12 protein-coding genes are annotated in these 13080 nt (G+C 43.3%); 11 read left to right on the plus strand and 1 reads right to left on the minus strand.

All coding sequences use genetic code 11. The features are described from left to right. The first annotated feature begins 47 nt into the window (after nt 1–47). From CSV64_RS13445 to CSV64_RS13455, 3 genes are all read left to right on the plus strand, one after another. Nucleotides 48–1220 (plus strand): aminotransferase class I/II-fold pyridoxal phosphate-dependent enzyme, encoded by a 1173-nt coding sequence (locus tag CSV64_RS13445; protein WP_099635098.1) that lies wholly within the window; start codon nt 48–50, stop codon nt 1218–1220. Between the two features lie 148 nt (nt 1221–1368). Further along, entirely contained in the window at nt 1369–1947 is a 579-nt protein-coding gene (locus CSV64_RS13450) for a hypothetical protein (protein WP_099635099.1), read from the plus strand. Between the two features lie 104 nt (nt 1948–2051). Next, nucleotides 2052–4169, plus strand: coding sequence for a beta-propeller domain-containing protein (locus CSV64_RS13455; protein WP_158233048.1), 2118 nt, complete (start codon nt 2052–2054; stop codon nt 4167–4169). Between the two features lie 401 nt (nt 4170–4570). On the opposite strand, the gene CSV64_RS13465 is transcribed toward CSV64_RS13455, so the two are convergent. Further along, nucleotides 4571–6223 (minus strand): sensor domain-containing protein, encoded by a 1653-nt coding sequence (locus tag CSV64_RS13465; protein WP_099635102.1) that lies wholly within the window; start codon nt 6221–6223, stop codon nt 4571–4573. Nucleotides 6224–6349: 126 nt separating this feature from the next. Between CSV64_RS13465 and CSV64_RS13470 the strand changes: the two genes are divergently transcribed. The 8 genes from CSV64_RS13470 to CSV64_RS13505 all read left to right on the plus strand — a co-directional run bounded on the left by CSV64_RS13470 (nt 6350) and on the right by CSV64_RS13505 (nt 12766). After that, nucleotides 6350–7297 carry a DMT family transporter gene (locus CSV64_RS13470; RefSeq protein WP_099635103.1) on the plus strand — a complete coding sequence of 316 codons (948 nt, stop codon included), beginning with the start codon at nt 6350–6352 and terminating at the stop codon, nt 7295–7297. 72 nt (nt 7298–7369) lie between these two features. Beyond that, entirely contained in the window at nt 7370–9088 is a 1719-nt protein-coding gene (locus tag CSV64_RS13475; RefSeq protein WP_099635104.1) for an ABC transporter ATP-binding protein, read from the plus strand. Further along, the gene (locus tag CSV64_RS13480; RefSeq protein WP_369823538.1) at nt 9085–10890 is read left to right on the plus strand and encodes an ABC transporter ATP-binding protein; all 1806 of its coding nucleotides are present in this window, start codon (nt 9085–9087) and stop codon (nt 10888–10890) included. Before CSV64_RS13475 ends, CSV64_RS13480 begins: the two co-directional genes overlap by 4 nt. 300 nt (nt 10891–11190) lie before the next feature. Further along, nucleotides 11191–11601 carry a hypothetical protein gene (locus CSV64_RS13485; protein WP_099635105.1) on the plus strand — a complete coding sequence of 137 codons (411 nt, stop codon included), beginning with the start codon at nt 11191–11193 and terminating at the stop codon, nt 11599–11601. Between the two features lie 90 nt (nt 11602–11691). Beyond that, entirely contained in the window at nt 11692–11901 is a 210-nt protein-coding gene (locus tag CSV64_RS13490; RefSeq protein ID WP_099635106.1) for a hypothetical protein, read from the plus strand. A 79-nt stretch (nt 11902–11980) separates the two neighbouring features. After that, nucleotides 11981–12193, plus strand: coding sequence for a DUF5652 family protein (locus CSV64_RS13495; RefSeq protein ID WP_099635107.1), 213 nt, complete (start codon nt 11981–11983; stop codon nt 12191–12193). A gap of 52 nt (nt 12194–12245) precedes the next feature. Then, nucleotides 12246–12428: a hypothetical protein gene (locus CSV64_RS13500; protein ID WP_099635108.1), complete on the plus strand. Its 183-nt coding sequence runs from the start codon at nt 12246–12248 to the stop codon at nt 12426–12428. A gap of 101 nt (nt 12429–12529) precedes the next feature. Further along, nucleotides 12530–12766: a hypothetical protein gene (locus CSV64_RS13505; protein ID WP_099635109.1), complete on the plus strand. Its 237-nt coding sequence runs from the start codon at nt 12530–12532 to the stop codon at nt 12764–12766. Nucleotides 12767–13080 lie beyond the last annotated feature (314 nt).

Here is a 13080-nt window from a genome sequence, read left to right on the forward strand (position 1 = left end):
ATAATAAAGTCGTGAAGTACTATATAACAGCTAAGGAGCGTGTCTTCGTGAATTTTCAACCTTCCCAAAAAATGTCCATTTTTTCACCAGCAATCTTTGGTGACTTAAAAGCAGCCGCCGAGTTAAAAAAAGCAACAGGTGCGCAAGTCGTCGATTTGAGTCTCGGCAGCCCGGATCTTCCACCTGACGAGCGTGTACGCCAAGCGTTATCTGAACAAAGCGCGTTAGCATCATCTTATGGCTATACACTAGGAGGAACGAAACGATTCCATGAAGCCGTCGCGAATTATTACAAACGTCGCACAGGTGTCATCATCAATCCCGATACAGAAGTCTTGCAGACAATGGGTTCGCAGGAAGGTCTCGTTCATTTACCTTTCGCGTTCTGTGACGAAGGAGATTACGTCCTGACAACGAATCCTGCCTACGTCGCCTATGACGCAGGTATTAAACTAGCAGGCGCAGTGCCTTACTACATGCCATTGCTTGCGGAAAACGGCTTTTTACCTAATTTGAATGAAATCCCAGAAGACGTGCTGAAAAAGACTAAGCTTCTTATTCTGAACTTACCAGGAAACCCAGTACCGGCCATGCCAAGTGAAACCTTTTTCGAAGAAGTCGTAGCGTTTGCGAAAAAGTATGAAATCATCGTACTGCATGACGCAGCGTATTCCGAATACTATTTCACTGGCGACCGTCCAGCAAGTTTCCTCACAACACCGGGCGCAATGGAAGTCGGTTTGGAAATCAACTCACTATCTAAAAGCTTCAGCTTAGCAGGTGCACGGATCGCGTACTTCGTTGGAAATGCAGAAATGATCAAAGTCATACGTGAACTAAAATCCAATCTCGACTATGGAACATTCGGACCGATCCAAGAAGCCGCCATTGTTGCGCTTGATAACGGGGAAGAAATCACCGATCGCCTACGTGCTGAGTTCTCCAAACGCCACCATGCGTTAATGAATGGACTCGCATCACTAGGCTGGGAAACGACACCATCTGAAGGCGGTATGTTCGTCTGGGCGAAGTATCCATACGATATCGACGACATAGAATTCGTCTTCGAAGTCATCAAACAAGCGGGCGTCGTCATGGTACCCGGCAGCATCTTCGGCACGGCCGGTATTGGTTACGTCCGCCTTGCTCTCGTACAAAAAGTTGAATTAATCGAGAAAGCAATTGAACAACTGAGAGAATTATCGTTGGTTCGTGTGTAAATAAGGGCAAGGAAGAGCAGGGGTTTCTGCTCTTCCTTTTTTATAAAGAAGTGGGTCAAAACCAAGTCGATACTATACATCTTCTGCATACAGTAATTTATTACCGTAAAACATCTTTAAAAAAGGAATGGAGAGAGGGGGAGGTAGGATGACCCGCCAAGGAAAAGACCGAGACTACAAGAAAGATAACAGAATCCAACCCCGTAGGAAAAAGCAGGGTATTGTGATCTGGAGCGTTGTCGTAATCGCCACAGTACTGTTTCTGCTACTCGTGCTGCCGTTATTGCAAGAATCAAACACTGGAACTGAAAGTATTGTACCAGCTGTAGATCTTTACGAAGATTTAGAGGGTTTACAACTCAACGTGTTACAAGAAAAAGCGTTAGAAGATGGAAAAATCGAATACTTAATTGAAATAAGTAACGACACCAATAGGGTAATTCACCAGCCTACATTAACCTTTAGCTTCGATGTGAAACTGAAGAACGGTTGGGCAGAGAACCCCTTCAAGTATTCAATAGATCTTGGATTGCAAATCGAACCGGGACAAAAAATGAAAGTGCCGCTCGCAGTTGATGTCAGTCTACTTAACCAGGAGAAGATCGATACCGATCACATTATGCTTGAAATGAAAGGCTATTTGGATGAACTGGAGCTTGAGAATTTATTTCATACGGGACAATCCATCAGTTACACGGAAGGCGACAGACAATGGAAGAAGTTATGATCACTCGATAAAAAGAGTGATTTTAGTTTTTTTAAATAGGATGTAACGAAACCCAAAGTTTTCAGTCTACTCTAATACATACTAAATAAGAGGAGATGAAAATTATGAATACAGGCAGATGGCTCATTGTATTAGGGGTAGCTGGAACGATTGGAATTCTTGTACTGATCAGCTTCCTGTTTTGGCCGAAAGTTGGCATTACATCTACAAAATCCGTGCTCGCGGGTCAGTCGCTGAATGTTTACTTTACAGATCCAGTGAAGGGGAACTTGGATGTTTCGCAGTTTCATGTGAAGAAAAGTAATACGAAAACTCCGGCCAAGCTTTCGTACGGAAATGGAAAAACGTCATTGCAAGTAGGGGAGCTACAACCAGGGGACTATACATTGCATATCCCAGCGAATAGTTTTGGCATATGGAAACGCGCAGCGGACCAAGTGCTTTCATTCACCGTTCTCGAATCGGTACAGCCCGTTACTTCCATTAAGGAAATTGAGAACTTCTTTGAGCGAGTAGAACCTCAGGGACGCAGTGAAGTCATGGAGGAGTCTTCTTCGGAGGATAAAGCTTCTAGTGGCGGTGTCGATCATTCACAAACCAATCAACAAGTGGCGGGCGTAGATGAAGCGGATACTGTCAAAACGGATGGTGATTTCCTATACGATGTCCTAAATGGAGAAGGACTTATGATCACAGATATCCGCAATCCAAACGACATGGTCCGTGCCAGCAAGACCGACTTCACCGATGGATTTTATGCAAACCAACTATATGTAGATCAAGACAAAATTATAGTAATCGGTGGCCAAAATCTAGATGCCCCGACGTCTAATATGGATGTGGAAATTACTGAAGACCGCATAATGCCCACGCAGCAAATGTCGATCATCCGTGTGTACGACGTTACAGACCGCACAAATCCGAAACTTATTCGTGAAACAGGTGCAGAAGGCTACGTCATCGGAACGCGTAAAATCGGACAATTCGTTTACATGATCACGAATAATCAACCGTTTCTTTGGTATGATCATCCGACTCCGGTAGAAGATCATCTAGTGCCGAAAGTATATGATTCCACAGCCGATCAAAAAGTGCAGGCGCTCGCACTCGATAAAATCTCGATTTTGCCAGGCGCGATGGAACCTTCCTACTCGGTCATCACGACACTCGATATTGAGTCCGGTGAAAAGGGGGGAGTGGATACGAAAGCTTATCTTGGCAGCGGTGAACAACTGTACATGTCTGCAAATCATCTGTATCTGACGTCTACAAACTACCAAGACAATCAGCAAAGCACTAGCGAAGTATTCAAATTCAGTCTCGACAAAACCAACGTCCATTTCCTACAAACGGCTCAACTAAAAGGGACTATCTTAAACCAGTTTTCGATGGATGAGCACAACGGCTATTTCCGTACAGTAACAACAGAAGGAAATCTCTGGGATGAACGCAACAAAGCGAAAAACCATTTATTCATTCTTGATGAAAATATGAAGCAAGTCGGTTCAGTCGAAAATCTAGCGGTCAATGAACGCATATACTCCGCACGATTCCTAGGAGACAAAGCGTATATGGTAACATTCCGCGAAACGGATCCACTATTCGTCATGGATGTTGCGGACCCGAATAATCCGAAAGTGCTCGGTGAACTCAAGATTCCTGGCTTCAGCAACTACTTGCATCCGCTTGACGAAGGCCATTTAATCGGCTTCGGCTATGAAACCATCGCAAAGAAAAATCCCCAAGGTGGCGCACCTATTATCCAAACAGGCGGCATGAAAATCTCTGTATTCGACGTGACCGATTTTGCGAATCCAAAAGAAACCGCATCTGAAATCATCGGCGGCCAAGGTACTTATTCGTCAGTCCAGCAAGATCATCACGCCTTATTTATCCATCCGAACCGCAACTTATTCGGCTTTCCGATTTCAGTATATGAGCAATCCCAGCGTGACAACATCTTGGATCTACAAAGCTCAGGCGCCATGATTTACGAAATCACAGCGGAACGCGGCATTGTCAAAACAGCTGATTTGACCAAGCGCATGACAAATGACTACATGGACTGGGAAAAAGAAATCCAACGTCTGTTGTATAGCGGCAATTCACTCTACACGATTTCCATAAATGAAGTAAACAGCTACACATTAGATCATTACACACCGCTAGATACGTTAGAAAGAGCTAGCTATACACCAGACAGTGTGCCGGCACAAAAGTAAGGTTTGGGCGCTCACTACGATTAGTGGGCGTTCATTTAGTTTGTTAAGTGCTCTATCATGGTCGAGTTTCGCTCAATGAAGCTGGTTGATCGCTCTATATTGGTGGCTATCCGCTCAATCAGACGCGCTATCCGCTCAATGAAGCCGGCCAAGCGATCTATTGCATTCGCAACCCGCTCTATCAAGACGCCCCAGCGCTCAATAGCACTCACCATTCGCTCAATCCCCCAAGCCGAGCACTCGATCAACCCTCACACCCCAATCAAAAAAAGGTTGTCTTTTCACCTCCCGTACAGTAAGCTGTAGTCAAACGCACTAAGACCCACCACAACTGAACAAGATAGACAAAAATGGAGCCCTTTCTTTATGAAAGGAGCTCCATCTAATTTGGTGGCGATACTTTATTTAATTTCAATCTGCTCAGCAGGCATTGGCATTCCGATGAAATGACCTTGCATAGCATCGATGCCCATTTCTTTTAGCAACTCAAATTGCTGTTCATTGCTAACGCCTTCAGCGATCGTATATAAGTTAATCTTTTTGGAAAGTTGGATCAATCCTTCAACCAATTTCTGTGTCTTCGGATTGCTCAACAACGCATCGATAAAGACGCGGTCAATTTTGACACTGGAGATTGGCAAGTGTTGTAAGTAGCGCAACGATGCGTATCCAGAGCCGAAATCATCGAGAGTGAACTGTAAACCGAGGTTTTGTAGTTCGGACATTTGCGCTAGAACGGATTGTTCTTCTTCTGCTTTAAGCGCGAATTTCTCCGTGAACTCTAGATGCACTTTATTCGCGGGGCAACCCGTTTCATTTAAGATGGAGATTAACCGGTCTTTCCATTGTGGATTCAAAGATTCACGAATGGAAGAGTTGATGGAAATACTCATATCATTACCGGCGCGATGCCATTTCGTTACGAACGTCATCGCTTCTTCTGCTACATATGCACCGATTTCTTCAATCAATCCGTTTTCTTCTGCAATCGGGATTAATTCGTCAGGACTGATGACGCCTAGATCTTCATCCTCCCAACGAACGAGCGCTTCGTAGCAAGTAATTTTCTCGCTCGCCACATCGAATTGGGGCTGATACGCTACATGTAATGAATTGCGATCTAGTGCAGTCAGCATCTTGCGGTCAATTTCCAAACGTCGGTTCAGAATTTTATGGGACTGGGCAGATAGTGAAGCAATCCGTCCGCCACCTTGACTAATGACGTCGTCTGCAGCAGTCATCGCGACTTTGTACAATTGTGTGTATGTTTTCTGATCTTCAGGGAAGCGGACAATCCCGCCACTAATCGAAAGTGTTTGGGCATTGTGGCTGAGGTAGATCGGCTGTTGTTTTAAGAAATCATAGAAACCTTGAATATACCAATCACCGAAAGCCGTCAGCACGACAAAGCTATTCGTATCGATACGCGCAATCGGACTGTCCTGGAAGTAGCGCTTTAATCGGTTGGTGAATTCTTGAATCAGCTGCGTCTCAGATTCTTGAGATTGCAGCTCTTTCATAGTGTAGTAATGATCAATCGTCAAATAGACGAATGAAAAATTGGTAGCACTAGCGATGGACGTATTCACTACTTGTTCCAGCTTGTGGCGGCTCATGAGGCCCGTTTCTACATCAATGAAAGCAATTTCACCTAAGCGTTCCTGTAAGCGAATATCTTCTGTAATATCCAGTTCCAGAAAGAACACAGATTGCAGTTCTCCGAAATTGGAAAGGGTAGGGACAGCGAGTGTATTGACAAAGAACGGTTCGCCTAAGCGAGTCATTTTTTCTATTTTACCCACCCATGTTTTTCCGGATAGCAAACAATCCCAAATGGAGTTCGCTATTTCCTGACTTTCGGCTCTGTCCGAAAACATTTGCCAGAATGATTTACCTAAGATGCGCTTGGGAGTCCAACCACTAACAGTTAGGTAGTTTTGGTTGGCATAGGTTATTAGACCTTCGCCGTCAGTATGTGTAACTAATTGGTATTTATTTAGACTATCGACTAGTGCCTGATGTTCGCTAGTCTCTGGTAATGGAATTGCATGCATAGAGGTACTCCTTTCCAATCTACTATATAACTATTATAAATGAAGTTTCAGTGTTGTCTATGTCTCATATGTGAATTTTATACTATATGAGTAAAAACGCAAGAAATTAGTAAGGGGTGAGAGATCATGTTGCGATTAAAAGGAATTATCATGATTATTATAGGTTCGATGTTATGGGGCGCTACGGGGCCAATGATGGAGTGGATTTTGAACCATAGTGACATGTCCGTTTCGATGATGTTAATCCTACGTTTGACGATCGCTGGTGCCGTGGTTCTATTACTATTGAAAGCAAAAGGCATACAGGTCGGTCGTCCTATGAGACAGAAGTTGTGGTTGCGTAAAATGGTGATGTTCGGCGTGATCGGAATGCTTGGTGTACAGTTTGGGTTCGTCCAAACCATCGCACATAGTGACGCGGTAGTCGCGACTTTATTCCAGTTCGTTGCACCAGTCTATATCATCATTTTGCTTTCACTCTTACAGAGGTCCTTCCCGCCAGGTAGCCAAGTAATCGGTATGGTCGTTGCGTTATTCGGCTTGATCTTACTTTTGACAAATGGTTCATTCTCAAGCATGTCATTAGATACAACCGCAATTGTGTGGGGAGTCATTGTAGGATTCGCCTTCACTTTTTATACGTTATACCCTGTAGTACTTATGGCAGAGTGGGGTGTTTTGCTCGTCGTCGGCTGGGGAATGTTCATTGGCGGCATGACTTTATTCATCATTAACTTGCCGATGTTCTTCATGAATCTTGGTGCTCTGCTCAACGGTCCGGCGATGGGTATGTTGTTACTCGTCATCATTATGGGAACACTTGCATTTATTATGTTCCTGCAAAGTATGACGTATATTTCACCCGTGGAAACGAGCGTGCTTTCCAGTTTCGAACCGCTCACGGCAATGATTGTTTCCGTGTTCTGGCTCGGTCAGACGATGGGTGTCTGGCAAATTAGTGGCGCGGCGATCATGCTCGTTGGAGTTGTCTGGTTATCTATCGGTGGCAATCGCAAGAAGAAAACTGCACCGTTCCCAGAAACCATCCAAGAGTACGATCATAGCGAAGTATAGCTTTTCACCTGTACACGCTGTATTCCTATATGACATAATGAAGGGAAAGACCGCACGTAAAGGGTGAATCAGATGAAGACGGTTTTTCGCTATGCACTGCCTTATAAATGGCCAATGTTTATCGCTATTCTACTTATGTTACTTGAACTATCGGTCGAATTAATTCAGCCATTGCTGATTGGTAGAATTATAGATGAAGGAATTATGAAAGAAGACTTGAACACGGTTGTAATTTGGGGGAGTGTCATGATGGCACTCGCCTTCGTGGCGCTCTTTTCGGGCGTCATCAATTCCTATTTCGCTGCACATGCCGCGCAAAGTTTCGGTTATGATCTAAGGCAAGCATTGTTTCAGCGCGTCCAGACGTTTTCGCTTGCGGCATTCCTTCGCTTTCCGACGTCTAGTCTTATTACACGTTTGACAAGTGACGTAACGCTTGCACAAAATGCCCTCTTTATGGGATTGCGAATTATGGCACGAGCACCGTTAATGGTGCTCGGCAGTCTGATTATGGCATTCGTCGTCAGTCCGAAGCTCGCAGTATTTCTACTGATTGGCGCTCCGTTCCTCGCAGTATTTCTCGTCGTCATGGCACGCAAAGGAGTCCGTTTATTTGGTCTAGTGCAGCGTCGTTTGGACGGGGTGAATCAACTCGTACAAGAAAATCTACAAGCGGTTCGTCTCATTAAAGCCTATTTACGAGGTGTTTTTGAAACGGACCGTTTTTCCACAGCAGCACGTGCACTGAAAAAGGATAGTGTGCATGCGATGCGCTTAATGGAACTAATTTTGCCTGTCTTACTGTTCATCATGAATGTCAGCTTCATGGTGGTTCTTTGGTTCGGTGCAGATGAAGTCCGTAACTCCAATATGCCCGTCGGAGATATCGTAGCCATTGTCAACTATACGATGCGCATGACAAGTGCCTTCTCGATGTTCTCCTTTTTGATCGTCATCTTCTCACGCGCAAAAGCGTCTTCCGATCGAATGGAAGAACTGCTAGTTGCCGATGGGGATCTCGAAAAGCTTGCGATAGCTGACAATCTCCACCAAGGCGCAGTTTCTGTACGCTTTGAACACGTATCATTCCGTTATGCAGGAACGACTGAAGATGTGCTAAGAGACGTGTCGTTCGAAGTTCCGGCGGGCGAGAAACTCGTCATTATGGGGGCTACTGGCTCCGGTAAATCGACGATGCTTCAACTACTCCCGCGCATGTTCACTGCAACGGAAGGCACGGTGTGGGTCAACGGCAAAAACATAGCGGACTGGCCGCTTGATACGTTACGGAACTTGATCGGCTACGTGCCCCAGCAATCCATGCTCTTTACAGGTTCGATCGCCAATAATCTATCATGGGGTAAACCGAACGCCACTGCGAATGAAATGGAAGAGGCCGCTAAGAAAGCACAAATTCATTCGTCTATCATGGACTTTACGGGTGGTTATGAAACACGAGTCGGACAGCGCGGCGTGAATTTATCTGGCGGCCAAAAACAGCGTCTGTCGATTGCTCGGGCATTAATCCGTAAACCATCCTTACTAATTCTGGATGATAGTACGAGTGCGCTCGATGTCAAAACCGAATCTTCATTATGGGACGCATTGCAGGAAGAAGATACGACGATGCTGATCGTTACGCAAAAAATTCAAACCGCTCAAATTGCGGATGCGATTTTATTATTATCAGATGGCAAGATCGTGGGCTATGGTACGCATGAAGAGCTACTTCAAACGTCTAGCTTCTATCGGGAAATTGCGGAGTCGCAACAGAATGGGGGAGTGGCATGATGCGAAAACCATTCGGCTATGAACCTATTATCCAGAAAGAAGATTTATCAAAGGTACAGCGGAAAAAGGTTCAAAAAGCAAGCAACTGGCAGTCCGTGCTCTTACGCATTTGGCGTTTGATCGATCAACAACGTGGATTACTGATCACAGTCATGACACTCGTTTTAATCAGTTCAGCCCTAGCGCTAATCGGCCCATTGATGATTGGAAACATGATCGACCATTTCATCATTCCGAAAAAAGTGGACGGACTCAGTATGCAGATTGGCTTATTACTACTCGTATATGCAGGCTTTTCATTGTCTACGTATTTTCAAAACTACTGGATGGTCGGAATCGCACAACAAACGGTTTATCGTCTGCGCACGCAATTATTTGGCCATCTACAGAAGCTACCCATCCGATTCTTCGATAAACGGCAGCACGGCGAATTGATGAGTCGCGTGACAAATGATATCGAGAATGTCAGCCAGACGTTGAATTCCTCGTTGATTCAAGTGTTCTCAAGTGTACTGACACTAGTCGGTACCGTATCGATTATGCTGTATCTCAGTCCGTTATTGACGTTGCTGACCATGATCATCGTACCTTTAATGTTCATTGCGATGCGCTGGATCACTCGACGTACGGGTATTTTATTTAAAGAACAACAGCGTGCAATCGGTGAATTAAACGGCATGATTGAAGAAACGGTTTCCGGTCAACGAGTCGTCAAAGCGTTCTCACAGGAACAGAATGTTATGGAAGAGTTTGCGAAAAAAAGTGAACGTCTTCGAACAGCAGGTTTCTGGGCGCAGACGTATTCAGGTTTCATTCCAAAAGTCATGAACACACTGAATAATATGTCGTTCGCGATAGTTGCAGGGGTTGGCGGACTGCTGGCGGTGACAGGCTATGGTGGCGTAACGGTCGGAACGATTGTTATCTTCAGTGAGTACGCAAGGCAATTTACACGACCGTTGAACGATTTGGCCAATCAATTCAATACTGTCCTCTCTGCCATCGCAGGGGCGGAAAGAGTGTTTGCCATTATGGACGAGCCGGTGGAAAAAGACGAAGCAACGAAGCGAATCGAAACATTACATGGCGATGTCGAGTTCCGCAATGTGTCGTTTGGCTATGAAGAGGAAGCGATTATTAAGAATCTTAGTTTCCATGTTAAATCAGGCGAAACGGCTGCCTTTGTTGGAGCAACAGGGGCAGGGAAGACGACGATCATGCAACTTCTGTCACGCTTCTATGAAATAGACAGCGGCCAAATTTTGCTCGATGGTATTCCAATTAATGAACTGCCACGCCATACTGTGCGCAGTCAAATGGCCTTCGTCTTGCAAGATCCGTTCTTGTTCGAGGCGACAGTGCGCGAAAACATTCGCTACGGCCGACTTGACGCAACGAACGAAGAAGTGGAAGAAGCTGCAAAAAAAGCCAATGCCCACAGCTTCATCTGCAAACTATCAAACGGCTATGATACAGTGCTAACAGCAGGTGGCGAAGAAATATCACAAGGACAAAAACAACTGTTGTCCATTGCCCGTGCGCTAGTGGCGGATCCGACCTTGCTGTTGCTGGACGAAGCGACGAGCAGCATCGATACAGTGACGGAGCTCGCGATACAGGAAGCATTGGAACGTCTCATGGAAGGTCGAACGAGCTTCGTCATCGCCCACCGTTTAAACACGATTAGACAAGCAGACAAAATCTTCGTACTGGCAGACGGCGAGCTACTCGAATCTGGTAGCCACGAAGAACTACTGAAACGCAAAGGCGTGTTTTACGGGATGCTGAATAATGAAGAGTAAATGAAGGGGAGGAAGCGGTTGATCGCAGCCATCTACTTACTCTTTGTCTATGATATTGAATAAATAGAACATGAACGAGCATCGCATTTAGCGGTGCTTTTTTGGTTTTTCACTTAATTAAAACACTTTTGGAATTTTATGTATACTTGTAGTATAGTAATTGAAAGCGTGTAATCAGAATAACTAAACTCAGTCAAATAGATTCTGAATATTTGAAAATATGAACACTTTTACATTTTATATACGTATAAATAGTAGAACTGTGATGGTTCAAGAATCGAATCGAAAAGGAGGGTATTTATGAGAAAGTTCTTTTATTACTTCGGATGGACAATAGTTATAGGGGTTCTTATTTATTTAGGTGACAAATATCAGTTCCTGTTGAAACAAGATTTTATGAAAAATTTTGAAGTACTATCATTTGTTCTGTTTTCATCCATATTTCCTATTGGTATAGGAATATTGCTCAGGTTGCCAAAACTTATAATTGAAATGAAAGAGGATAGACAATGGACTTTTGATTGGGCTAAATTCATGGGCGTTGGGTTGCCATCTCTTGGTGTATTATCTATGTGTGTAGTAATCTTTACACCCACGGGCGAAAACCTTATTCCACTAGTACCGGAAATCTTGTATTTTGGAAACTCCACAATTCAAACAATAGCCGGTGTGGTGTTTGGGTTTATCTTGTTAGACAGTGTAAAGAAATAATGAATTGCATGTATATTAATGGGTGTCGTTGTTGGAGAAGTGTTATGGCTGAAACGGGCCATTTTGTTAAGTAATATAGGGGGGACGACAATGAGCGATAAATCTACTTTAGCCGTCATTTTACTTGCAATACCCATACTTATCGCAGTTTTTATTATTATTAACCCGAATATATTACTCTCGGGAGGCTATGAATTAGCTCTTGATGGGTATGTAATATCAAGAACTTTAATGATTATTTTCGTATTATCTTTGCTATTTAAATTAGGTTTGTTTTTAGTCGAGCAAAAAGACAAATAACTTTTTATCAGAATCAGGGGCATTAGCAGCATAGCTTTGTTCCAGGACAAGGCCATATTGTTTAAAGGAGGGTGGAAAAATGGAAACTATTTCTCAAGTATTAAATTACAACAATCCAATTTTTTATTTACTCATTACTTGGTCATTAATTTGGAAAGGGATAGCACTTTGGCATGCAGGTGGTAATAGGCAACTAGCATGGTTTATTATTCTACTGGTAGTCAATACAGTTGGGATTCTAGAAATTATTTATCTCATTTTCTTCAGGAAAAATAAGCAATTAAATAAGTAGACTGTGTTCATGAATCTGGTCTTTTGTTATATAGGATTTGGAGGGATGGATAATGGCAAGTCAAGTTTTCGGTATGATTATTCTTTGGATAGTAGGGCTGTTCATTCTATATCTTGTGATTTTTAAAGCTGTCAAAGATGGTATTAATAGGTCTGTTGTGGGGCAATCTCTCGAAAAAGATTCTGATCAAGGTGGAAGTAAGAAATCCTGGCTTGATGATGATTTGGATAATTAACGACAAGGCCATTAATTGCAATAGGGGGGCAGTTCTTTAACAAGGATTTGCTCCCGTATCAATAACGGACTAGGTGTTAAATACGAGAGTGGGAAATTTTAATGAAATTGAAAATATCAGCGTTATTATGCTATGTTTTTCTAATATTAGTGGCTTGCTCAGGGCAGCAAACATACCACTTTCAGGGAGATAGCGAGAATGGGAATGTGGATTATACTATTAATAGTACAGGTGATAATTCTGAATCAGGTGATATTACGATTAAATATATAGGTGAAAATGAAACCCCAAAAGAAATTAATAGTAGTTCAGGGTCATCTTCTGGCAATGCGAGTTAAGTAATGGGATATTAAAAACATCTGGTTCCACTTTTTCAGGTTGTGCTGTTACAAAAGAAAATGAAAACCAGATGTAACTATAGAGTGGGATGAAAAAACAGAAAGATGTACTTTAAAGAATAAATAATCTTGAGCCTAAGGCTGTTTTAATGACTTGCTTTGAATATATAACTATTCCGTAATCGGGCCACTTAGTGGAATAATGAAATGAAAAGGGTAGGTGGTTTTTTTTGAAGTTCATCTCCTTTACTGCTATGTAAAGCATTGGATTTAATCAAAAAGTAAACAACTTTCTTGAATCTTATCCTGAAATT

It is taken from the genome of Sporosarcina sp. P32b, assembly GCF_002743335.1.
GTDB lineage: Bacteria > Bacillota > Bacilli > Bacillales_A > Planococcaceae > Sporosarcina.